Below are 23,229 nucleotides of genomic sequence, written 5' to 3' on the forward strand. Positions count from 1 at the left end.
TGGGGCAACGGAAGCGGGCACGGATGGCCCGGAATAGCGTGTCTCCATGGTGTTTTTCGTTGGGCAATGAATAGTTGACAGTGTGGCCCGAGCTGCCCGGAGCCCACAAGCCGCCCCGCCCACTTTGAGTTATCGCCAAATGCAATATCCGACGAGGGTGGGCTGGGGGCGGGCTGGAGAAGTCAGCGCAAGCTCACGCCAGCCGCTCTCCAATTCACTCACATTTTGATAGCTGTCTGCGCTTATTGAGCGGGCGCTAGACCGCATTTCGTGTCATAAAACTGGAGCCGTGTAGCCTGAACGTGACCGCTGCGGCAGAAAGCCATGAAGGGGTAGCCGCACAAAAATCAGCGGCTTTTCAGCGCGCAGCACCCGTAGTCATTGCGCAGGCAGCTATTGATTCAATAGCAAATACCGCCTCAACTACCAGCGCTGACAACCCGCCCACGGATCAACCCCACGCCAGGCAGCCCTTCCAGCTGCGGGTTCTGCACGGCGGCCAGCAGGTTGCGGCGGGTGATGCGGGAGTGCTCGCGCATCAGCGCCTCGGCGCGCGCGCCTTCGCGGCGGGTGGTGGCGTCGATCACCTGGCGGTGCTGGTCTTGCGCCACCACCAGCATGTCGCGCGCCGCGCTGGAATGGGTCTGCACCACCACAAAGGCCGAGGGCGAGGCAAAGGGCAGGCTTTTGATGCGCTCCAGCTCACGCGCCATCAGGCCATCGCCCGCCATGCGCGCCAGCAGGTGGTGAAAGCGGGCATTCAGCTCCACGTAGCGGGCAAAGCCCTCGTCGTCCAGCGCGGGGGGCTGCAGCACCTGGTCAATGTCGTCCAGGCAGGCATGGGCCTGGTCCAGCAGGGCGGCATCCACCCCTCGCTCGGCGGCCAGCCGGGCGCACAGGCCCTCCATGGTGCCGCGCAGCTCAATGGCATCGGCCACATCAGCCTCTGAAAACGTGCGCACCGCGTAGCCGCCGCTGGGCAGGCAGGTCAACAGGCCTTCCTGCTCCAGCCGCAGCAGCGCTTCGCGTATGGGGGTGCGCGACACGCCCAGCAGGTCCACCAGCGCCAGCTCGGCAATGCGCGCGCCGCCGGGCAAATCACCCGCCAGGATCATTTCACGCAGGCGCAACTGCGCCCGCACCGCCTGCGAGGCACCGGGGTCTGCAGGGGAGGCCGAGGACGAAGGGGCGAGTTCTGGAACGGTCATACAAAAAAGAAGGCAACACGGAGGACGCTGCGCTGTATACAGCCTACCACCCGCCACTGTATACAGGATTCACCCCATCAGCCATCTATAGTTTGCAAACCATAATAAAAACAAGTAGTTATGTGCGATAACAAAACGAGATACCAGTCAGACAGCCGTTTTATGTATACAAACGCAGCCTGTATTTGCACAATGGCTCCACCGGCTCGCTGGGGCATTGCATCCCCAGAGACATCACAACAAACACCCACAAGGAGACAAACCCATGTTCCCCAAGAACGCCTGGTACGTGGCCTGCACGCCCGACGAGATTGCCGACAAGCCCCTGGGCCGCACCATCTGCGGCGAAAAAATCGTGTTCTACCGGCCCGCGCCCGGCCAGGTCGCGGCGCTGGATGACTTCTGCCCCCACCGGGGCGCACCGCTGTCGCTGGGCAAGGTGTGCGACGGGCACCTGCAATGCGGCTACCACGGCCTGCGGGTGGATTGCGAGGGCAAGTCGGTCTCCATGCCCGGCCAGCGGGTGCAGGCGTTTCCGCGTGCGCGCAGCTTTCCGGTGGTGGAGCGCTATGGCTTCATCTGGGTATGGACGGGTGATGCCGCACTGGCCGACCCCGCCCAAATCCACCACCTGGAATGGGCCGACAACCCCGAGTGGGCCTACGGCGGCGGGCTGTACCACATTGCCTGCGACTACCGCCTGATGATCGACAACCTGATGGACCTGACGCATGAGACTTATGTGCACTCCACCAGCATCGGCCAAAAGGAAATTGACGAGGTGCCCTGCAAGACCCGCGTGGAAGGCGACGAGGTCATCACCAGCCGCTTCATGGAAGGCATCGAGGCCCCACCCTTCTGGAAGATGGCCCTGCGCATGAACGGCCTGCCCGACGACCAGCCGGTGGACCGCTGGCAGATCTGCCACTTCACACCCCCCAGCCACGTGCTGATCGAGGTGGGCGTGGCCCTGGCAGGCAACGGCGGCTACAACGCCCCGCCGGACAAGAAGGCCTCCAGCATCGTGGTGGACTTCATCACACCCGAAACCGAAACATCCATCCACTACTTCTGGGGCATGGCGCGCAACTTCAAGCCGCAAGACCCTTCGCTCACCGCCCAGATCCGCGACGGCCAGGGCAAGATCTTTGCCGAAGACCAGGAGATGCTGGAGTTGCAGCAAGAAAACCTGCTGCGCTACCCCGACCGCAAACTGCTCATGCTCAACATCGACTCAGGCGGTGTACAGTCGCGCCGCATCATCGACCGGCTGCTGGCCGCTGAAAAAGCCCCCGCCCCTGCCCACAAGGAAGCTGCATGACCGCCCAGGAAACCCTGCAAGTGCGCGTGGTGCGCAAACAGACAGAAGCCGAAGGCATTGCCAGCTTTGAACTGGCGCGGCCCGAGGGCGAGCAGCTGCCGCCCTTCAGCGCAGGCTCGCACATCGACGTGCACCTGCCTGCCAGTGCGGGCGGCATGGTGCGGCAGTACTCGCTGTGCAACGCATCACACGAACAGCACCGCTACCGCATTGCCGTGCTGCGCGACGCCGCATCGCGCGGCGGATCGGTGGGCATGCACGATGCCGTGCACGAGGGCGACCTCATCACCATCAGCACACCGCGCAACCTGTTTGCCCTGCACCCCGCGCCACACACCCTGCTGGTGGCGGGTGGCATTGGCGTCACGCCCCTGATGTGCATGGCCGACCGGCTGCAACGCACCGGGGCCAGCTATGCACTGCACTACTGCACCCGCTCGCCCGAGCGCACGGCCTTTGCCAATGAGCTGGCCGCATCGCCCATGGCGGCGAATGTGCACTTCTACACCGACAGCGAAGGCCACAAGCTGGACGCCCTGGCCCTGCTGGCCGATGCGCCCGCAGGCACGCGCCTGTATGTGTGCGGCCCGGCGGGTTTCATTGAATACGTGGTCAACACCGCCAAAAACCTGGCTTGGCCTGAGGACCACATCCACCTGGAATACTTCGGTGCGCCCGCACAGGACACCTCGGGCGACCAGCCCTTTGAAGTGCGCCTGGCCAGCACGGGCAAGACCTACACCATTGCGGCAGACACCTCGGTGGTGCACGCCCTGCGCGAGCACGGCGTGGACATCATGACCGCCTGCGAGCAAGGCGTGTGCGGCACCTGCATCACCCGCGTGCTCGAAGGCGAGGTGGACCACCGCGACATGTACCTGACCGAAGAAGAACGCGCCTGCAACGAGCAGTTCCTGCCCTGCTGCTCGCGCGCGCGCAGCAAGGTGCTGGTGCTGGATTTGTGAGCCGGCCCGGGCCGCATCGGCAAGTGCGCCAAGAGGGAACGGCGGCGCCAGAGAGGCGGTGTAGGCCGCTTTAAAGCGGCTAACAAAACGCTTCAGGCGTCGTTGCTGCGTTTGGTCGTACGGCGCGTACTGCCTGCGACGCAGCGCCCAGCCATCACCGCTTCGTGTTCACGGGCAATAGCGTCCGAGGCACATGGCTCGGTGGTAGAAACACTCTGCAGCGGTTACCGTCATCCACGAATCTACGGCGAACGCGCACTATCGGTCAGGAGCAGTCTGTGGCAGCAGATTAAAGCGGACGCTCAACATTTGATATGAGAGTATCGACCCGGCTTGCCGGGGCGAGTCCACTCGATGGAAGGGTTAGGCTGCTGGCGAATGACCCCTCTGTGTATTGAAGTCTGAAAGCAGCTTTTCGACATCGTATTGAAAGCCAAGGCGAATCGAGGCTTTTGTTCTCTCCAGATCTCCGATGAACTCAGAGAGGTAGACCCTTGTCTTTCCAAACGTGAAAGACGTTGATGCTGAGACATTTTCTCGTGCATTGACGGGACTTGCGATGACTGCGAGTAGTAGCGATCCAATTAAGGCGATTGGAAATTGCATTCGGCCGCCGAGCATCCCGATGTAAGGCTCAGAGACGAATTCGACCTTCTTCGGCATCTCGCCTTCATGCAGCAAGGCACACCGGATGATGCTGTAAACCAGATCTTCAAATTTCGTGCTTTGGTTGGGATGACTAGATCCGCTGAACTCGAATGTCAGATCCTTGCTTTGAGACGGTGTGCCATTGGTCAAAGACCAAAGGACAAATGGCAAGTTGTCCCTTAGAAAGCTTTTACATCGGTCTGTTGTTCTCTTGCTTGGGTACAGACGCTTCGCAGTGCCATCAATAGCAATCGCCAGCTGTATGAATGCGTTCTCGGCATCGCCGATTGAGAGCTTGTTCATGCACTCGTCGATCCTGGCTCCGATACTCATCTCAGCAGCCTAACGTGATGAATCCCGCAAAACCTGCAGGATAAACCGGACGGTGCGGGATCTTCTGGACACTGATTTCTCCTTGGGATTGCTTGCAGCATAGGTTTGCAAGGGACGACCTGATCAAACGTCCCCATATAAAAATTCTGTGAAACCCGGCACGCGTCAGCTCGGCAAACTATAGCTTGTCGTAGGCAGACATCGGGATTTCCAACAACAACGTGCAGCAAATCAAAGGCAGCTTCCGGGTGGCTCTTCTGAACGGCGGTTAAGGGTCCAAAGCGGAAGTAGGTATCTTTGAATATCGGGCGTTTACCTACAGCACCGCGGGCAAAAAAACCTATGGAAGTAGTCTTTGGCTAACCCGCCTGGGAGCGCTCCCGGTTATCCCAATGGCGTACTTGCGAGCCTTTGTCGGGGCATGCTTTTTCCCAGCTGGCGAGTTGCACTGGGGCTTTGTACCGAGCTTCCAGCTCTGTTTGGAACTGAATGATTTTGGCAGGCGGTGTATGGGTGCAGACCAAGATCAAAACCCGCGTCGGGCCTTGGCGCACGACCTCATCCACTGCAGGTGTCGCAAGCTTCCACTTGACGCCTCCGACTTCATAGCCATCAGGGGTGATGACTACGCCGACCATCTGAGCAACGCACGCAGAACTGGCGAGCGTAAACATCGCGAGCAACGTGAAACTGCGAAGAAATCTCATAGTAGTTTCCAGTTAACGATTGTCCCGTACTGCTTTGTACAAGGAGGCATTCTGAATGTGGGCTTCTAGCCGATAGTACCCATTCGCGAACGCGTTGCACATGAGCCTGAAGCGAACCTTCGCGCTGCCTCAGACTCTCTCAGCGACAGATCACCACCGCTCTAACTCACCCGCTTGGCTGTATCTGACTTTGTTGGCAAGGAACACTTCGCCGAGTGTTGTTCGCCGCTTCAGTGCGACGTCCCTTCGCTGCGCGAAATCTTGTTCCACACGTTGTACTTGCCCACGGGCTTGCTCATGGGCAGGCGCTTGACTTCCTTGAAGGTCTGCGCGTCGTACACCACCACGGCGCCGTCCATCTCCCACACGCTGGCCAGGGCGTAGCGGCCGTCCTTGGTGAACTCGATGTGCGCCAGCGTCTTGCCCGGCTCGCGCACCTGGGTCACCACCTCCAGCGTGCGCTTGTCGATGATGGTGAGCGTGTCCTTGGCGGCCGGGCTCATCATCGAGTCGGTCCAGGCGTAGGGTGTCTTTTCGTGGCTGCGCATGAAGAAGCCCGGCCCTGGCGTGGCAATGGTGCGCACCGGCTTCCAGGTCTTCATGTCCACCACGTCGATGGCGCCGCCTTGCAAGTTGGGGCTGGCCAGTACCGTGGTGCCGTTCCAGCCAAAGGTGATGCCCGAGCCCAGGTGCGGCATACCGGCAATGGGCAGGTCGGCCACCTTGCGACGGATGTCCAGGTTCACCACCTGGGCGGTGGCACCCGGGGCCACCGCAGCGGGTGCGGGGGCATCGGCTTTGCCGGATGCGACAGCGCCATCGGCCTGCCGTGGGCGCGTGGCACCCAGCACGTAGGTATAGGTCTGGTCAAAGAAGAAGTCGTCCAACGGCTCCTCCAGCGCAGTGCGCCGCACGCCCTGAAAGCCCGGCTTGGCAATGGATTCGCCCATGCGGTAGTCGTGCACATAGCCGTCGTGGATGGGGGCAGCGGCTGGGTCGTACGAAATCTCCCACAGCTCGGGCACGTCCTTGAGGGCCACCACAAAGCTGCGGCGCGGCGTGGCGTCATACACCGCCGACACGCGCGATGCCTGCTTGCCGTCGAGCGTGGTGGCGGGGTAGTTGCGCACCAGGTTCAGGTCGGCATCGAACAGCACCACGTTACGCGGCAGGTAGTTGGCGGCCATCACCCAGCGGCCGTCGCCGCTCACGGCCACGTTGCGCATATTCAAGCCCGCACGCACCTCGGCCACCACGCGCAGGCGCCACAGGTCGTACTTGGTGATCCAGCCATCGCGCGAGCCAAAGAACACATAGCGCCCATCGGGCGTGAACTTGGGGCCACCGTGCAGCGCGTAGCGGCTGGCAAAGCGGGTGATGACTTCCAGCTTGTCACCATCGAGCACCGACACATGGTGGTCGCCCCCTTCCACCACCACGAACAGGTTCATGGGGTCGGCAGACCACACCGGCTTGGCGGGCTCATCGGCAGGCACGGGAGTGACCACGCGGGATGTGCGGATGTCCTCATCGCCCCAGGTGGGCGCGACGGGCGCGGGGCTGCGCACCCACTGCGCCAGCGCCTGGATTTCCGCACTGCTCAGCGTGGCGGCAAACGCAGGCATCTGCGTAGCGGGGCGGCCCTGGCTGATGACGCGCAACACCTCCGCCGGGCGCACGCGTTCCAGGCTCTCTGGCAGCAGCGCCGGGCCCATGGCGCCCGTGCGCTGCGGTGCGTGGCACACGGCGCAGTGCTGCTGGTACAAGGCCGGGGCAGCGGGTACGGGTGCGAGTAAAGGCGCGGGTACAGGTGCGGGTACGGCGGCCGCTGCTGCCGTGGCAGGTGCAGAAGTCTCCGCAAGTGCTGCGCCCGAGGCAGCCAGCAGGCCTGCGGCGCACAAGGACAGCACAGCCAGCCCGTGCACGGTGAGGGTCAGGCCGTGATCACTGCGCATGGCTCACCTCCATGAAGTGCACTGGATGCTGGGTCACCGGTTCGGCCACGGCCAGATACTCGGTGCCTGTTTCCTCGTCCGTCAGGTAGCAGCCGGGGTCAGGCGCCCAGGCATTGCCCGTGAGCTGCTGCGCACGCACCCGCGTGTTGCCGCCGCACAGGCTGAAATACTGGCACGCAGCGCAGCGCCCTTGCACCGGCCGGGGCTGGGCCTTGAGGCCTGCCATCAGCGGGTCACTGGTGTCAGCCCAGATGGCAGAAAAAGGCCGCTCGCGCACGCTGCCCAGGTCGTGGTGCCACCACATGGTGTCGGGGTGTACATGGCCCAGGTTGTCGATGTTGGCCACATTCACACCGCTGGCGTTGCCGCCCCAGGCCTGCAGGCGCGCACGCAGATCGGCGTGCCAGCGCGGCATGCGCTGCTGCACCCACTGCAACAGGTAGGCACCATCGGCATCGTTGTTGCCGGTCACGTAGTCCTCACCTCGCTCGTCCCGCGCAGCCTGCCAGGCGCGCTCAAACAGCAAATCCAGCGCCTCGCGCGTGGCCGTGAAGTGCGCGTCCTTGCCCCGGTGGATGTTGCCCCGCCCGGCGTAGTTGAGGTGCGAGAAGTAGAACTTCTGCGCGCCCTCTTCGCGCATCAGGGCCAGCAAGGCGGGCAGGTCGTGCGCGTTCATCGAGGTCATCGTGAAGCGCAGGCCCACCTTCACGCCCCGCTCGCCCAGGTGGCGCACGGCGGCCAGGCTGCGGTCAAACGCACCGTCCAGACGGCGGAACTTGTCGTGCGTGGGCTTGAGGCCATCGAGGCTGATGCCCACGTAGTCAAAGCCTGCGGCGGCCACCCGGTCGGCCATGGGCTCGTCAATGAGCGTGCCGTTGGTCGACAGGCCCACATAAAAGCCCATGGCCCGCGCACGCGCCGCAATGTCGAACAGGTCCGGGCGCATCAGCGGCTCACCGCCCGAGAGGATCAGCACCGGCACGCCATAGCCGCGCAGGTCGTCCATCACCGTGAACACCTCGTGGGTGCTCAGTTCGCCCGCGTAGTCGTGGTCGGCCGACAAGGCATAGCAGTGTTTGCAGGTGAGGTTGCAGCGGCGAATCAGATTCCAGATGACTACGGGGCCCGCAGCCCTGCGCTCGCGCACGCTGGGGTACTGCCCTTCGGCCTCGGCGCGGGCCAGCTCGCGCATGTATTGGCTGATGCGAAACATGTTCAGTCGTCCTTCAGTCTTCCTTCAGGCGCAGGCCTGTCTTCTTGAGCACTGCGCTGGAATAGAGGATGTCGTGCTGACGGCAATGCGCCCCCAGCAATTGGGCAATGTGGGTGGCCTGCTCGCTCACCTCGTCGCGGCTGCGCCCATGCAGCATGGCAAACAGGTTGTAAGGCCACACAGGTAGGCTGCGCGGGCGCAGGTAGCAGTGGCTCACCCCCGGCAGCAGGGCCACCTGGCGTGCCAGGGCGTCCACCTCGGCATCCGCAACATCCCACACGCTCATGCCGTTGGCGGTAAAGCCCAGCTTGTAGTGGTGAGGCACCGCGCCCACGCGGCGGATCAGCCCCGTCTCCAGCATCTCGCCCAGGCGCTGGCGCACGCGCTCGCCGCTCACGCCCAGGGCTGCGCCCACTGCGTCGTACGGCCGGGCCACGAGGGGTAGGCCCGCCTGCGTGGCGGCGATCAGCGCCCGGTCAAACGCATCCAGCGCCATGGGGCACCTCCAGCGGCGGGGGCAGTGTCACGCCCGGTGGCAGCAGCGGCAGGCGCAGCTCCACGCGGTATTCGCGCTCCTTGGGAAAGGCGTGCACCTTCAGGCCCGTGGTGTCTTCAATGCGCTGCAGCACCTGGCGGGCCAGCGCGGGCGACTCGGCAGCCACCACAAACCACATGTTCAGCGCGTGCTCACGCCGGTAGTTGTGGGCCACCTCGGGCAGGGCGTTCACCTGCGCGGCCACGCCATCCCACTGCGCCTCGGGGGCGGACAGCGCCGCCAGCACAAACTGCCCGCCTGCGCGTTCGATCTGGAACAGCGGGCCAAAACGGGTGAGGTAGCCCTCATTCAGTAAGCGCTGCAGGCGCTGCAGCACGTCCTGCTCGGTCGTGCCCAGCGCCTGGGCTACTGCGGCATAGGGTTCATCCACCAGCGGAAAGCCGCCGTGCAGATAGGCCATGAGCCGCAGGTCTTCAACCGATGGCATCGGCCACCCCTTCGTCCTGGGCCTGTGGCGCAGCAGCCGCAAAGCGCCGCGCACCGGTCTGCTTGAAGCGGCGGCGCGAGAACAGCACCTCACGCGGCACGCCCGCCAGGCCGCTGTGCTCCAGCGCGCGTTGCAGCACCTGCAGCACGGCAGAGCGATGGGCACCGTGCACCATGCAGTACAGGTTGTAAGGCCAACCCGTGGCGCGAGCACGGCGATAGGCGAGCGTGACCCCGGGCTGCGCCGCCAGGGCGCGGCCTGCGGCGTCCACATCGGCATCCGGCACATCCAGCACCGTCATGGCATTGGCGGCAATGCCCAGCTCGTGGTGGCGCACCACCACGCCAAAGCGTTTGAGCACGCCTTGGTGCAGCCATTGCTCCAGGGTGGTCTGCACTTGCGCAGGGGTGCAGGCCAGCCGCCGCGCCCAGTGGGCATAGGGTTGCTTCACCAGGGGCAGGCCCTGCTCGGCCAGTGCGGCCAGCGGCCAGTCTTCCGCTGCCAGCATGGGCGTGGTACACACACTGGCAGAGGCCATGCCGTGGCGCATCTGCGGGGTAAGCCCCTGCGCCGGACCGGTGGCCCGGTCAAAGGCCAGATCGAATGCCAGATCAATGCGATAGGGCCGCAGCATGGGCAGGCGCAGCACGGGCAGGCCGGTGTCGGCCTCCAGCAAGGCAATCGACTGTTCCACCTGTACGGTGCTCGCTCCCGTCATCACAAACCAGAGGTTGCGGGCGTTCTCGCGCTCGTAGTTGTGGTTGACGCCCGGGTGGGCAGACACGATGGCGGCCACGGCCTCCAGCCGGTCGGTGGGCACAGCCATGGCAGCCAGGGTGGACGCACCGCCGCTGCCGGGCGCAAACACGGCCCCAATGCGGCTGAGCACGCCGTCACGGGCACATTGGCGGTAGGCCTGCAGCACCTGCAAGCCCGACAGGCCCAGGGTGGCACCCACGGCAGCAAACGGCTCATCGCACAGCGGAAACCCGCGTTGCCAGACGTTGAGCAGGGCCAGGCGCTGGGCCGCGCTCAGGCCTGCATCATCGCCATCGGCCGCCCTGCATTCACCCGCTGTGGCAGTGTGGGGGGCCATGGTCAGAACCCCATGCGCTGCGCCCGCGCCGTGAAGAAGATGCCGCTGGGCGCATCCACGGCCAGGGTTGCCAGCGTCTGGCGTGTGGCGGTGTCGATGATGCGCACAAGGTGGTCGTCACGGCAGCTGATCCACACCGCTTCGCCGCGTGGGGTGAACTCCATGTGCAGCACGGCCCTGCCGGGGCGCAGCGTGTCCACTACGCGCTGGCTGGGGGTGTCGATGACCTGCACCTGGTCATAGTCGGGCACGGCAAAGTTCACCCACACCTGACGGCCATCCGGCCGGGCCATCACAAACACGGGCTGGCCTGCCACCGGGATGCGGCCCACCTCCTGCCAGGTGGCGGTGTCTACCACCAGCACCTCGTGGCGGCCTATGGCGGGCAGGTAGGCATGCCGCCCTGCCACGGCCCAGCCGCGCAAGTGGGGCATCTTGTACACGGGCAGCGGTTGCTGCCCCCGGCCATAGCCCGCCAGAATGCGACGCGCCACGGGTTGGGGCTCCCACAGGTCCACCATGGCGAGCCCATCCTCGCCAAACAGGCCTGCAATGTAGTAGCGCCCGTCGGGGGTGACCAGCGCGTCGTAGGGCTGGCGGCCTATGCCTTCCAGCGTGTGCACGCGGGGGTTTGCCGGGTCGGCACAGTCGGCAATGCAGATGGCCCCGGCGTCAAACAGGCTGTAGGCAAAGCGGCGCTGGGGCAGGTCTACCAGGCCCACCACCCGCGAGCGCCGCCCGTTTCCGTAGGTGGCGGGCAGGTCGGCCAGCAGGTCCAGCGTTTTGGCATCAAACACCTTCACCCCGCCGGGCACGTAGTTTTGCGCGGCCACCATGGTGCCATCGGCACTGATGGCACCCCCGATGGAATTGCCCGCCTGCATCACCCGCCGCACGATGCGCTCGCGCAGCAAGTCCACCTGCGTCAAACCGCCGTCACGCCCGAACACATAGGCATCGCGTCCATCCCGCGAGAACACCACCGAGGCATGCGACAAATCCCCCAGCCCCGCCACTTCGCCCAGCAGGGCGCGGTGGCTGGTGTTGACGACGGTGATGGCTCCCCGCGCCCGCTGAATCACCACGCCCAGATCGCCCGTGCCCCGCATGTCGCCGGCGGCTCCGCCATGGGTGTCGGCCTGCTGCGCCACTGCAGCGCAGCCGCTGGCCCACAGCGGAGATGCGGCCATCAACGCCAGCCAGCCGCGTCGGGTGCCAGTCAAGTCTGGATGAGCAGTAGCAGCGGAAGCAGCCGAACGGCTGGAGCGATCGAACAGGGGATTAAACAGGGACTTCATGGGGCAGTTCTTGCAGGTTCTTCAGGAAAGCCCGTGGCCAGCTGCCGGGCTACCCAGTGCGCCTCATCCAACGTGAGCATGGCGCTCCAGCCCGGCATGGGCGTGCCCGGGCGGCCACCGTAAATGGTGGACGCCATGGACAGCAGCGGCTTGCCCTCCAGCGCCTGCGGCGTAAGCGCGGGCCCCAGCCCGCCCGTCAGCCGCATGCCGTGGCACGAGCCACAGTCCTGCCGCACCATGCGCACCAGCGCGCTCTGGCGTTGCAGAGACGGAACGGTAAAAGGTGCGCTCGCGCCTTGCGCTGCAGCGGCACATGCCACGGCAGCCAGCGCGATGGCGCACACCGCCCGCACGGCCGAAGCGGCACCCGTGCCCACGGAGCGCACAGCCTCATCCACCTGCGGCTGAAAGCCGGATCGGACAGGGGAAAGCCAGCGCAACACAGGGAACAGCACAGGAGGCATGGGTGCATCGTGTCGCGGGTTGGAAGCGCCGTCCTTGCACTAAGTCAAGGTCGGGCCGGGCATTGCGTTTAAACATGTGGCCTGTTCCCATCCCACAACGAGAACCACGATGAGCCCGATGAACGATGCGACCGGCACCGCCGCCCCTGCGGCCTGCACGGCACCCCGCCCCAGCCTGCCACCGGGCCATGTCACGCTGGTGGGCGCAGGCCCGGGCGATCCGGACCTGCTCACCCGCAAGGCGCACCGCATGCTGCAAAACGCCAGTCTGGTGCTGTACGACCACCTGGTTGGCCCGGCGGTGCTGGACTGCATTGCCCCCAGCGCCGAGCGCATTTACGTGGGCAAGGAATCGTCCCGCCACACGCTGCCGCAGGAGGAAATCATTGCGCTGATGGTGCGGCTGGCCCGCAGTGGCCGCAGCCTGGTGCGGCTCAAGGGGGGCGACGGCTACATCTTTGGGCGCGGCGGCGAAGAGGTGCAGGCCCTGGCCCAGGCCGGGATTCCGTTTGACGTGGTGCCCGGCATCACTGCGGCGCAGGGCGCCGGGGCCTCGATGGGCATACCGCTGACGCACCGCGACCACGCCTGCACCCTGGTGTTTGCCACCGGCCATCTGCGCGAAGACCGCACCGTGGGCCTGGACTGGGAACTGCTGGCCCGCCCGCGCCAGACGGTGGTGATTTACATGGGCGTAGGCGCCCTGCCCGCCATCTGCAGCCAGCTCATCGCCCACGGGCTGCCTGCCGATACACCTGCCGCCGTGGTGGAAAACGCCACCCTGCCCCACGAACGCTGCCTGGCCGCCACCCTGGCCACGCTACCCGCCCTGGCCGTGGCTGAGAAGGTCCAACCCCCTGCCCTCATCATGGTGGGGCAGGTGGTGCAACTGCATGGCGTGCTCTGCGCACAGACACCTGTGGCGCGCGCGGCTGCGGCGCCGGAAGCGCAACCTGCATCGGCACCACAACCGGCATCAGCACTGCGGCCCGAGATGACCACCGCCTGAGAAATGCTCTGCTTTTGATAGCTTGCTGCGCTTTATGGATGAGCTCTGCAGGCACTTTTGCCTGACATCACTAAGAGCGGCTCACAAAACTCAGCGTAGCGGTTCTGGCTAGGCGCTGCGTCGCAGGCAGTACGCGTAGTACGACAAGACGCGGCAACGACGCCAGAAGAGTTTTGTGAGCCGCTCTCAGCCACAGTGCGCAGAAGCCCCGCACTGCAGATACTCTCCTACAGACAGCCGGGCAGCGCAGTGCTACAAAAAGCACTGGCCTGTGCGCACCCACCGCCAGCGCACCCCCTCGCTGCCCATGCCCGACTCTCCCCGCCTCAAGATCGGCCTGTCCGCCTGCTTTCAACACGCTGACCCGACCCGCCCCCTCTTCACCAACAAGACGCTGCAGTACGTAGAGCAATCCATCGCGCACTGGATCATGTCGTCCGGCGCCATCGTGGTGATGGTGCCCTGCCCCACCGGCGAGACGGCGCGTGGCGACGTGACGCTGCAGCACTACGCCGAGTGGCTGGATGCCGTGGTGATGCACGGCGGCGCAGATGTATGGCCCGGCAACTATGGCGAAGAGCCCCTGCGCGAGGAATGGATTGGCGACCGCGTGCGCGACATCTACGACCTGGCGCTGGTCAAGGCCTTTGCCGAAGTGGGCAAGCCCATCTTTGGCGTATGCCGGGGTCTGCAGCTCATCAACGTGGCCTTTGGCGGCGCGCTGTACCAGGACATTGAAACCCAGCACCCCGGCGCATTGCAGCACCGCAACGCCACCACCTACGACCAGCACTTTCACGACATCCAGATCGTGCCGGGTTCGCGCCTTTCCCAGCTCTACCCCGACCTGCCGCGTGCACGGGTCAACAGCATCCACCACCAGGGCATCAAACGCGTGGCACCGGAGTTTGAGGTGGAAGCCCTGAGCGAACCCGACGGCGTGCCCGAGGCCATCCGCCTCAAGCCCGCACCGGGGCGCGGCTACATCGCGGCCACCCAGTGGCACCCGGAGTTCCACAAAAAGGGCTCGGACACGCTGGACGACACGGCGATCCTGAATGATTTTCTGGCAGCGTGCGTGGAGGCACGAAAGAACCCGGTGCGGCCGGGCAAGCCTGTGGGGCTGAGGGACCGGGCGACGCGGTTGTTGAAGGGGGCGCTGCGCAGGGACAGGGCTCGATCCGGATAGACACGGGCGCCCTGTCCGGCAGCACGTAGGTGCAGTCCTGCGGCGCGTATCGGTTCAGTCTGCAAACAGTCAGCTAGCGCGGGTTTTAACGTGCAACGACTATCTACCCGGAGAATCCTGATGCAAGAAAACTCAACCGATGCACACCCACTGAGCAACCTGGCTTACGACTGGGTCACGCTGGTACAGAACAAGGCACAGGCTTTGATGGCCTACGACCAGTACATCAAAGACGCGGAAGCAGCGGGATCGGCCGATTGCGCCGCGTTCTTCCGCAACGTGCATGACGCCGACAAGGCCCAGCTAGAAGAAGCCAAGCAACATCTTGCCGCCGTGCTGGCCGACAAGATGGGCGCCGCATAGTCGGCTACGGCCCCCTTGCGGTATCCCTTGAAAGCACGGGGCTGACCACACCTTCCACCTCCGCCCTCAGCCACCGATGCGCCGCATCCTGCTGGTAGCGCGCATGCCAGATCAGGTACATCGGCATGGCCGGGCACACCACCGGTACAGGCGCACTGGCCAAGCCTGCCAGCGCCGTGCGGGCCAGCAAAGAAGGCGCGGTGGTGAGCAGCGCCGTGCCGCGCACAAACGCCGGTAGCGCCGCAAAGCCCGGCACGCGCACGGCAAAACGGCGGCGCACGCCACGGGCCAGCAGCTGGCGGTCCAGGTCTAGCCCCCGGTGCGCTTCGTAGGCCACGGTGGCGTGGTCCGCGGCCAGGTAGTCAGCCTCGGTAACCGGAGCACTGCGCACGCTGGCGTCGTAGAAGACGCGGTACTGGTCTTCAAACAAACGCTTTTGCACGATGTCGGTACCGTCCGGCGGGCGGGGGCTGATGACGAGCTGGCATGCATCGGACCGCAGCAATTCAGCGCTGGGCGCCCCGCTGGGCACGATGCGCAGCGTGACGCCTGGCGCCGCGTCGCGCAGGCGGGCTGCCAGCGCGGGCAGCAGCAAGTCACGCTGGAAGTCGTTGGCTGCAATCGTCAGCTCGGTCTGCCAGGCGGCTGGGTCAAACGCGGCCCCTTGGGCAAACAGCTGCATCTGGTGCAGCATGTCGCGCGCGGGCTGGGCCAGCGCCTCGGCCCGTGCGGTGGGCACGATGCCGCGCCCGCGCTTCACAAACAGCGGGTCGCCGGTGATGGCGCGCAGTTTGTCGAGCAAGTGGCTCACGGCCGATTGGGTGACGCCCAGGCGGTCGGCAGCCGCCGTGATGCTGCCTGTTTCCAGCACCGCCAGCAGCAGCTTGAGCAGGTGTCCGTCCAGGCCTGATCCATCGAATTTGCTCATGCATTCGATGATCTTTACCCCCTTCATCTTTGGCAATGGCGTCACGACACTCGGGGCTGACTTACATCAAGACCCGGAGACTTTCATGCCTTCCAAGCTGCCCCCGATCCCCGGCACCACGCCGTTCGATGGCGACCAGGCCCGCAAGGGCTATGCGCTGAACAAGATGTGCTTCTCGTTCAACGACGAGGCCAACCGCAAGGCCTTTGTGGCCGACGAAGAGGCGTACATGCGCAAGTACGGCCTGAACGAACAGCAGGCCGCCGCCATCCGTGCCAAGAACGTGCTGCAGCTGATTGCTGCGGGCGGCAACGCCTATTACCTGGCCAAGTTTGCGGGCATCTTCAAGCTGGACATGCAGGACATCGGCGCGCAGCAGACGGGCATGACCAAGGACGAATTCAAGGCGATGCTGGTCGCAGCAGGAAAAGACTAAGCCCCCACGCTCCCCACTGCGTGTGGTTCGCTGCCCCCCCAGGGGGGCCTCAGGCGGCTTGGGGCGGCCCGGCGCCGCCTGAACAACGCACGCCAAAACAACCTTCATCAGGAAAATGACATGGCACAACTCATCGGCGGCCTCGGCACCTCGCACATCCCAGCCATCGGCAACGCCATCCACAAGGGCCTGCAGAACGAGCCTTACTGGAAGCCCTTCTTTGACGGCTTTCCGCCCATCCGCCAGTGGCTGGGCGAGAAGAAGCCAGACGTGGTGGTGATGTTCTACAACGACCACGGCCTGAACTTCTTCCTCGACAAGATGCCCACCTTTGCCGTGGGCGCGGCGGCCGAATACAACAACGCCGATGAAGGGTGGGGCATCCCCACGCTGCCGCCCTTCCCGGGCGAGGTGGACTTGTCCTGGCACCTCATCAACACGTTGATCGACCAGGAGTTTGACGTGACCACCTGCCAGGAGATGCTGGTGGACCACGCCTGCACGCTGCCGCTCAAGCTCTTCTGGCCCGAGGGCGATTGCCCCGTGACGGTGGTGCCGGTGTGCATCAACACCGTGCAGTTCCCGTTGCCGTCGGCCAAGCGTTGCTACGCGCTGGGCAAGGCCGTGGGCCAGGCGATCCAGAGCTGGGACAGCAACAAGAAGGTGGCGGTGATTGCCTCGGGCGGCCTCAGCCACCAGCTCGACGGCGAGCGCGCGGGCTTTATCAACAAGGCGTTTGACCTGCAGTTCATCGAAAGCCTGACCACCAACCCCGAATGGGCCACGCAGTTCAGCGTGCACGAGCTGGTGGAAAAGACCGGTACGCAGGGCGTGGAGCTGCTGATGTGGCTGGCGATGCGCGGTACCCTCGCCACCGCCAGCGCGGGCGTGCGGCGGGTGCACAGCAACTACCACATCCCGATTTCGAACACGGCTACGGCGGTGATGGCATTGGAAGCGGTCTGACCTCGGCGATTTCAAGCATTTTTAGTTTCTAGCACTTATCCAATAAGCGCAAGCAGCTATCAATTCAGGAGCAGTTAGTGCTCCTGAATTTTCCCCAAGCTGGCGTCAGGCATTCAAATTACTGTAAATTCATACAGTGAATTTACAGTCCAAACTCGCCATCCTGGCCGACGCCGCCAAGTACGACGCATCGTGTGCGTCGAGCGGCGCTGCGCCACGCAACTCGGTGGGCGGGCGCGGCATGGGCTCGACCGAGGGCATGGGCATCTGCCACAGCTACGCGCCAGACGGGCGCTGCATCTCGCTACTCAAGATTCTGCTCACCAACTTCTGCCAGTACGACTGCCTGTACTGCGTGAACCGCGTGACCAGCAACGTGCCCCGGGCGCGCTTCACGGTCGATGAGGTGGTGCAGCTCACGCTGGACTTTTACCGCCGCAATTGCATTGAGGGGCTGTTCCTCTCCAGCGGCATCATCCAGAGCCCCGACTACACCATGGAGCAGGTGGTGGAGGTGGCCCGCGTACTGCGCGAGGAGCACGACTTTCGCGGCTACATTCACCTCAAGACCATTCCCGACGCATCGCCCGAGCTGATGCAGCGCGCAGGCCGCTATGCCGATCGCCTGTCCATCAACATCGAGTTGCCCACGGCCGAGAGCCTGACGGCCCTGGCGCCTGAGAAAAACAGCGCGGCCATCGACCGGTCCATGGCCCGCATGGCTGTGCACATTGGCGAATCGCGCGCGGCCCGCAAGGAGCAAGCCGCACAGACCATCGTGTCGATGCCGCAGTCGCGCACCACGCGCCGGGCCAGCGCACCGCTGTTTGCGCCCGGCGGGCAAAGCACGCAGATGATCGTGGGGGCCGATGCGACGGACGACCGCACCATCCTCGCCACCAGCGCGCGGCTGTACGGCGTGCACCGGCTGCGGCGCGTGTACTACTCTGCCTTCAGCCCCATTCCAGACGCCGCCCGCGCCCTGCCGCTGGCCGCGCCGCCCACGGTGCGTGAGCACCGGCTGTACCAAGCCGACTGGCTGATGCGCTTTTATGGCTTCACCCACGACGAGATCGTGCCGCCCAACCAAGGCGCACAGGGAAGTCAGGTGGGCATGCTGGCGCTGGACATGGACCCCAAGCTGGCCTGGGCGCTGGCGCACCGCGAGCGCTTTCCGGTCAATCTCAACACCGCCCCGCGCGAACTGCTGCTGCGCGTACCCGGCTTTGGCGTGCAGACGGTAGACCGCCTGCTGGCCGCCCGCCGCGTGCGCCGCCTGCGGCATGCGGACCTGGCGCGGCTGCATGTGCCACTCAAGAAAGTGCTGCCATTTGTGGAGGCGGCCGACTACCGGCCCGGGCGTGCTTTGGAGGCTGCTGACCTGGCTGCGCAACTGGCGCCCCCGCCCGTGCAACGCAGCCTGTTTTGAGCCGGAGCGGAACACATGCAGCGCCACACCATCACGCTGGAGCACCCCACCGACTGGCAAGGCTTTCGCACCGCCGCACGCGCCCTGGTGCAAGCCAATGTGCTACCGCAAGCCGTGGACTGGCGCTGCCAGGCCGATGCGGCTGAAGACCTGTTTGCGCCAGAGCCCCACAGCCACAACGCCCTGCCACCGCCAGCCCCCGATGCGCCCACGCTGCGCGTGCCACCCGACTTTGTGCACCTGTGCGAGCAGCTCATCCTGCACCGCGACCCGGCCCGCTTTGCACTGATGTACCGCCTGCTGTGGCGCATGGCGCAAGGCGGCACGGAGGCCGAAGCCGCGCGGCACGACCCGCTGGACGCCGACCGCATGTTGGCCCACCACATGGTCCGCGCCGTGCGGCGCGACATGCACAAGATGCACGCCTTTGTGCGCTTTCGGCCCGTGGTGGAGCCCGATGGCGAGACCCTGCACATGGCCTGGTTCGAGCCCGACCACTACATCACCGAGGCCAATGCGGGCTTCTTCATCCGCCGCTTCACGCAGATGCGCTGGGCCATCCTCACGCCCGACGCCAGCGTGCGCTGGGATGGGCGGCAGCTGCACACCGGCCCCGGCGCGCAGCGCAGCGACGCGCCGGGGCCTGATGCGGGCGAGGCCCTGTGGCTCACCTACTACCGCCACATCTTCAACCCCGCGCGGCTCAAGCTGGCCATGATGAAAAAGGAGATGCCCACGCGCTACTGGCACAACCTGCCCGAGGCCGCGCTCATTACCGAACTGGCGCAGACAGCGCACGAGCGCAGCGCGCAGATGGTGGCGGCCGAGCCCACCGTGCCGCGCAGGCGCATTGCAGGCAAGCCAGCGCAGGCGTAAAAAAAGCCACCCGGCGGGTGGCTGTGGGCGGAAGATAACTCAGCGAGTCTGCAATTCAGCAGTTCAGCCGATAACCCTCTGCATCAATGCTGGTGGCCGTGCGCGCCATGCACATGGCGGTGGGCAATTTCTTCTGCCGTGGCGGCACGCACTGCCGTGACCTTGCAGCTGAACTTCAGCGCCTGGCCCGCCAGGGGGTGGTTGCCGTCCAGATGCACTTCAGGGCCCTTGATCTTGACGACGTTGAAGATGGCGGGCTGTCCGTCATTGCCCACGCCTTGCAGCTGGCCGCCCACCTTTACGCCGGGCGGGAACTCGCTCTTGGGGATGGTGCGCACCAGGCTTTCGTCGCGCGCGCCAAAGGCGTCTTCCACCGCCAAATCGAGGTTGGCGGTGAAGCCCACGGTCTGGCCTTCCAGCGCGGCTTCAACCTTGGGGAAGATGTTTTCATAGCCACCGTGCAGGTAGGCCAGGCTGCCGGAATCAAGCGGCTTGCCCTGGGGCGTGGTCACCTTGTAGGTGATGGTGACTGCAGAGTCTTTGGTGATGGTTGTCATGCGGTATGTGCCTTGGAACCGGTTGCGGGGGCGTGCAGACGGGGCTGCACACCAGCGAAATCGAAGCGCGCATTGTCCACGACGCAGCGATGCCCCCAACGCCATTGCGGTGGAGGCGTCGCTGCGGCGACCGGTGCCATCAGGGCATTCAACGCCCCGATGCCTCTGGCACTTCGTCTTGCGTCTGCCCCGGGTAACGCGCAAAGCGCCGCGCCTCAGGCCCGTGCACCGGGTCGCTCTCGGCCCAGGGCCAGCCGCCGAACTGGGTGCGACGGTAGTCCTGCATGGCCTGCATGATTTCCTGCTGCGTGTTCATCACGAACGGACCGTACTGCGCCACAGGCTCGCCAATGGGTCGGCCCTGCAGCAGCAGGCATTCCACTTCGCTGGTGCCGGTGTTGACCAGCTCCCAGCTCTGCCCGGCCACGATCTCCAGCGCCGCATGGCCGGGGATGGCCTGCGGCCCCACGGTGAAACCGTTGCCCACAAAGTAGTACAGCATGCGGCGCGTGCCCTGGCCTGCGGCGGCAGGCAGCGTCCAGCGCGCACCGGGAGCCATGCGCAGCGTCCAGATGGCGACATCGCCCTCAGGCTGAGACGCCCAGGATTCGGGCGGTGGGCTCAGCGGCGCAGCAGCGCCGGGCAATGCCCCGGCCACCACGGTCACGGTGGTCAGGTGGCCGTTGGCATCGCGGTGCTCCAGGCGCGGGATGCGCTCGTTCCACAGCATGGTGAAGTGCGGCTCCACCATCTTGTTCCGGGCGGGCAGGTTCAGCCAGATCTGAAAGAGTTCGAGCGGGTTGGGCTCGGTGGCGTTGAGCAGCGGGAACATCTCCGAGTGCTGAATGCCCTTGCCCGCGGTGACCCACTGCACGTCGCCGCCGCCAAAGCGGGCGGCAGCGCCTAGCGAGTCCGCGTGGTCGATGAGTCCCTTGCGCACCAGCGTCACCGTCTCAAAGCCCCGGTGCGGGTGGCCCGGAAAACCAGGCACGGTGTCGCCGTGGTACATGCTCCAGCCGTCCTTGCGGCTGAAGTCGCTGCCGATCTGGCGGCCTTCGAGCGACACGGCGGGTGCAAAGGCGCCGTCACCTGCCGGGTAGGCATCGTCATGGTGGGCGCAGAAAAGAAAGGGATCCATCGTGGGCCACAGCGGACCCAGGGGCTGGGCCTGCAGCACTGGGTGGGTGGCGGATGCTGGGACAGCAGATGACATTCGGGCTCCTGGTTGGGCGCTGCAACCCGTCGGGCAGCGGCCTAACAAATGTAGGGGCCACGCGCCAAGACAAAAGGCTGATGGATGCAACAGTGATTTTGAATGGTAGGACAGTGAAACTACGGACAGGCGTTACAACAGAACTGCCCCTTTGGAAACGGCTGTAGCGCTTATGCAGATTGCGCAGAACACTATTAAAAACGTAGCAACCATCGTTCACGCCTGGTTGTAATTCCGGTGTAGGCCGTGTTTGTCAGCATCTGCCGCGCTGTGCCATAAAAACCCTCACGGGGCCGCCCCAGCAGAAATGGCCCGGGAGTTTGCTGGGACACAATTGAACAAAATACTAAAAATGATTGGCCGCTGCACAATGCGCGACGTTGCCAACCCGGAGTTCACACTTCCGCCCCTCGCATCTTCTGAACCCCATGGACTTTCACAATCAAACCGTTACCCGCAAGCTGTTTCTGGCCTTCTCCGTACTCGTTGCCATTCTCATCGGGGTGTCAACGCTCTCCGTTGCCAGCCTCAGTGAGTCACAGCAGGATTTCGACGGATTTGTGAGCGACGAATTCAGCCGGGGAAGCCTGGCGCGGGACATTCGTGCCGCAGCGAGTTCCCGCGCCATCTCGGCACGCAATCTGATTTTGCTCAGTGGAGCGGAGGATGTCCGCTCGGAAACCGAGGCCGTCAAGGCCGCGCACGAGCGTGTACAGGAGCGCATTGCCACGCTGAAGAAGACGCTGTCAGAGGCCAAAGATGCCTCCAGTGAAGAGCGGGCACTTTTCAGCAAGCTGGAACAGCTGGAGTCGCGCTATGGCCCGGTGGCGCTGGACATTGTGGCCAAGGCCCTTGCCGGGCAGAAGGAAGAGGCCACCGCCAAGATGAATGCGGAGTGCCAGCCTTTGCTCAAGCAACTGATTGGAACCACCTCTGAATACACCAGGCTCATCGCCGCATCGGGGGCCCAGGAAATCAAGAAGTCTGCAGAGAAGTTCCGCACCAAGCGCCTTGAATTGATCATTGCATCGCTGCTGGCCATTGGCGCTGCCGTGCTGCTGGCAGCGCTCATCAATCGCAGCCTCATGCGCTCACTGGGGGCAGACCCGGCACAACTGCGCGCTGCCGCAGGCAGGGTGGCGTCGGGTGACCTGAGCCCGGTGGAAGGGGCGGCAGCGGCCCCTGCCAACAGTGTGCTGGCCTCCTTGGGCGACATGCAGATGGCCCTGGCAAGCATCGTCAGCCAGGTCCGTACCACCTCCACGGCGCTGGAGGCAGGCTCGCGCGAAATCGCTGCAGGCAACGTTGATCTCTCCCATCGCACGGAACAACAGGCGACCAACCTGCAGCAAAGCGCCTCTTCCATGGAAGAGATGACGGCTACCGTAAAGCACAACGCAGACACTGCCCTGCAAGCCAGCGAACTGGCGGCATCAGCCCGCTCAGCCGCTACCAACGGCGGCGCAGTGGTGGAGCAAGTGGTGGTCACCATGACGGACATAACCGCCAGCTCTCGCAAGATCGCTGACATCATCAGCGTCATTGATGGCATCGCGTTCCAGACCAATATCCTGGCGCTGAACGCCGCCGTGGAGGCCGCCCGAGCAGGTGAGCAAGGCCGCGGCTTTGCCGTGGTGGCCGGGGAAGTGCGCACACTGGCCCAGCGCAGTGCAGAAGCCGCGAAGGAAATCAAGGCGCTCATTGAAGCCAGCGTCTCCAAGGTCGAGGCCGGATCCGCCCTGGTCAACTCCGCAGGCAGTGCAATGACCGAAATCGTCGACGAGGTGAGACGTGTGGCGGACCTGATCGGTGAGATCAGTGCAGCAACCCGAGAGCAATCCACCACCATCGGGCACATTGGCTCATCCGTGGCAGAACTGGACCAGAGCACGCAGCAGAACGCAGCGCTGGTAGAGCAAATGGCATCGGCTGCACAGAACCTCAACCATCAGGCGCAAGGGCTGGTGGACTCGGTCGCACTGTTCCGGCTCGCCCCTGACGCAACAAGACCTTCTGTGCCACGCCTTGCATCGGCACGCTGAACTGGGCACTCTCCCTGAGCGGGGGCGCCA

At 64.7% G+C, this 23,229-nt stretch carries 23 protein-coding genes; 10 read left to right on the forward strand and 13 right to left on the reverse strand.

What is annotated here, in order from left to right:
* Positions 1-419 precede the first annotated feature (419 nt).
* Positions 420-1,208, reverse strand: coding sequence for a GntR family transcriptional regulator (locus AACH87_RS20395; protein ID WP_338796395.1), 789 nt, complete (start codon positions 1,206-1,208; stop codon positions 420-422).
* 265 nt (positions 1,209-1,473) lie between these two features.
* On the opposite strand from AACH87_RS20395, the gene AACH87_RS20400 reads away from it, so the two are divergent.
* Both AACH87_RS20400 and AACH87_RS20405 read left to right on the forward strand, forming a co-directional pair.
* A complete protein-coding gene (locus AACH87_RS20400) occupies positions 1,474-2,529 on the forward strand; it encodes an aromatic ring-hydroxylating dioxygenase subunit alpha (protein WP_338796396.1) in 1,056 nt (351 codons plus the stop codon).
* Positions 2,526-3,494, forward strand: coding sequence for a PDR/VanB family oxidoreductase (locus AACH87_RS20405; protein ID WP_338796397.1), 969 nt, complete (start codon positions 2,526-2,528; stop codon positions 3,492-3,494). The genes AACH87_RS20400 and AACH87_RS20405 overlap by 4 nt, the downstream gene beginning before the upstream one ends.
* A gap of 363 nt (positions 3,495-3,857) precedes the next feature.
* On the opposite strand, the gene AACH87_RS20410 is transcribed toward AACH87_RS20405, so the two are convergent.
* From AACH87_RS20410 to AACH87_RS20450, 9 genes are all read right to left on the reverse strand, one after another.
* On the reverse strand, positions 3,858-4,445 hold the full coding sequence (locus AACH87_RS20410; protein ID WP_338796398.1) for a hypothetical protein: 588 nt from the start codon (positions 4,443-4,445) through the stop codon (positions 3,858-3,860).
* 389 nt (positions 4,446-4,834) lie between these two features.
* Positions 4,835-5,182, reverse strand: coding sequence for a hypothetical protein (locus AACH87_RS20415; protein ID WP_338796399.1), 348 nt, complete (start codon positions 5,180-5,182; stop codon positions 4,835-4,837).
* 230 nt (positions 5,183-5,412) lie between these two features.
* Positions 5,413-7,137: a cytochrome D1 domain-containing protein gene (locus AACH87_RS20420; protein ID WP_338796400.1), complete on the reverse strand. Its 1,725-nt coding sequence runs from the start codon at positions 7,135-7,137 to the stop codon at positions 5,413-5,415.
* On the reverse strand, positions 7,127-8,350 hold the full coding sequence (nirJ, locus tag AACH87_RS20425; RefSeq protein ID WP_338796401.1) for a heme d1 biosynthesis radical SAM protein NirJ: 1,224 nt from the start codon (positions 8,348-8,350) through the stop codon (positions 7,127-7,129). The genes AACH87_RS20420 and nirJ overlap by 11 nt, the downstream gene beginning before the upstream one ends.
* A 13-nt stretch (positions 8,351-8,363) precedes the next feature.
* Entirely contained in the window at positions 8,364-8,846 is a 483-nt protein-coding gene (locus AACH87_RS20430; RefSeq protein ID WP_338796402.1) for an Lrp/AsnC family transcriptional regulator, read from the reverse strand.
* Positions 8,827-9,333, reverse strand: coding sequence for an Lrp/AsnC family transcriptional regulator (locus AACH87_RS20435; RefSeq protein WP_338796403.1), 507 nt, complete (start codon positions 9,331-9,333; stop codon positions 8,827-8,829). The genes AACH87_RS20430 and AACH87_RS20435 overlap by 20 nt, the downstream gene beginning before the upstream one ends.
* Positions 9,320-10,429, reverse strand: coding sequence for an Lrp/AsnC family transcriptional regulator (locus AACH87_RS20440; protein WP_338796404.1), 1,110 nt, complete (start codon positions 10,427-10,429; stop codon positions 9,320-9,322). Before AACH87_RS20440 ends, AACH87_RS20435 begins: the two co-directional genes overlap by 14 nt.
* A 2-nt stretch (positions 10,430-10,431) precedes the next feature.
* Positions 10,432-11,619, reverse strand: a complete 1,188-nt coding sequence (locus AACH87_RS20445) for a cytochrome D1 domain-containing protein (protein ID WP_338799034.1) — start codon at positions 11,617-11,619, stop codon at positions 10,432-10,434.
* A 104-nt stretch (positions 11,620-11,723) separates the two neighbouring features.
* Positions 11,724-12,191, reverse strand: coding sequence for a cytochrome c (locus AACH87_RS20450; RefSeq protein ID WP_338796405.1), 468 nt, complete (start codon positions 12,189-12,191; stop codon positions 11,724-11,726).
* A 109-nt stretch (positions 12,192-12,300) separates the two neighbouring features.
* Here AACH87_RS20450 and cobA point away from each other — a divergent pair, with 109 nt between their 5' ends.
* The 3 genes from cobA to AACH87_RS20465 all read left to right on the forward strand — a co-directional run bounded on the left by cobA (position 12,301) and on the right by AACH87_RS20465 (position 14,752).
* Positions 12,301-13,200: a uroporphyrinogen-III C-methyltransferase gene (gene cobA, locus AACH87_RS20455; protein ID WP_338796406.1), complete on the forward strand. Its 900-nt coding sequence runs from the start codon at positions 12,301-12,303 to the stop codon at positions 13,198-13,200.
* Between the two features lie 307 nt (positions 13,201-13,507).
* Positions 13,508-14,389: a type 1 glutamine amidotransferase gene (locus tag AACH87_RS20460; RefSeq protein WP_338799035.1), complete on the forward strand. Its 882-nt coding sequence runs from the start codon at positions 13,508-13,510 to the stop codon at positions 14,387-14,389.
* Between the two features lie 120 nt (positions 14,390-14,509).
* A complete protein-coding gene (locus tag AACH87_RS20465; RefSeq protein WP_338796407.1) occupies positions 14,510-14,752 on the forward strand; it encodes a hypothetical protein in 243 nt (80 codons plus the stop codon).
* A 4-nt stretch (positions 14,753-14,756) separates the two neighbouring features.
* Here the strand turns inward: AACH87_RS20465 and AACH87_RS20470 are convergent, their stop codons facing one another.
* Positions 14,757-15,689: a LysR family transcriptional regulator gene (locus tag AACH87_RS20470; RefSeq protein ID WP_338799036.1), complete on the reverse strand. Its 933-nt coding sequence runs from the start codon at positions 15,687-15,689 to the stop codon at positions 14,757-14,759.
* 76 nt (positions 15,690-15,765) lie between these two features.
* Here AACH87_RS20470 and AACH87_RS20475 point away from each other — a divergent pair, with 76 nt between their 5' ends.
* The 4 genes from AACH87_RS20475 (at position 15,766) to AACH87_RS20490 (ending at position 19,387) form a co-directional block, all read left to right on the forward strand.
* On the forward strand, positions 15,766-16,116 hold the full coding sequence (locus tag AACH87_RS20475; RefSeq protein WP_338796408.1) for a protocatechuate 4,5-dioxygenase subunit alpha: 351 nt from the start codon (positions 15,766-15,768) through the stop codon (positions 16,114-16,116).
* 120 nt (positions 16,117-16,236) lie between these two features.
* Positions 16,237-17,082 (forward strand): class III extradiol dioxygenase family protein, encoded by an 846-nt coding sequence (locus AACH87_RS20480; RefSeq protein ID WP_338796409.1) that lies wholly within the window; start codon positions 16,237-16,239, stop codon positions 17,080-17,082.
* A gap of 136 nt (positions 17,083-17,218) precedes the next feature.
* Complete coding sequence (locus AACH87_RS20485; protein WP_338796410.1) at positions 17,219-18,511, forward strand: putative DNA modification/repair radical SAM protein; 1,293 nt, start codon at positions 17,219-17,221, stop codon at positions 18,509-18,511.
* Positions 18,512-18,526: 15 nt separating this feature from the next.
* Positions 18,527-19,387 (forward strand): TIGR03915 family putative DNA repair protein, encoded by an 861-nt coding sequence (locus AACH87_RS20490; protein WP_338796411.1) that lies wholly within the window; start codon positions 18,527-18,529, stop codon positions 19,385-19,387.
* An 83-nt stretch (positions 19,388-19,470) separates the two neighbouring features.
* Here AACH87_RS20490 and AACH87_RS20495 read toward each other — a convergent pair whose 3' ends face one another.
* Positions 19,471-19,944, reverse strand: a complete 474-nt coding sequence (locus tag AACH87_RS20495) for a peptidylprolyl isomerase (protein WP_338796412.1) — start codon at positions 19,942-19,944, stop codon at positions 19,471-19,473.
* Positions 19,945-20,092: 148 nt separating this feature from the next.
* Positions 20,093-21,157, reverse strand: a complete 1,065-nt coding sequence (locus AACH87_RS20500) for a pirin family protein (RefSeq protein ID WP_338796413.1) — start codon at positions 21,155-21,157, stop codon at positions 20,093-20,095.
* A 428-nt stretch (positions 21,158-21,585) separates the two neighbouring features.
* On the opposite strand from AACH87_RS20500, the gene AACH87_RS20505 reads away from it, so the two are divergent.
* Positions 21,586-23,199: a methyl-accepting chemotaxis protein gene (locus AACH87_RS20505; RefSeq protein WP_338796414.1), complete on the forward strand. Its 1,614-nt coding sequence runs from the start codon at positions 21,586-21,588 to the stop codon at positions 23,197-23,199.
* Positions 23,200-23,229 lie beyond the last annotated feature (30 nt).

Origin of the sequence: Acidovorax sp. DW039 (assembly GCF_037101375.1) — a bacterium.
GTDB lineage: Bacteria > Pseudomonadota > Gammaproteobacteria > Burkholderiales > Burkholderiaceae_C > Acidovorax.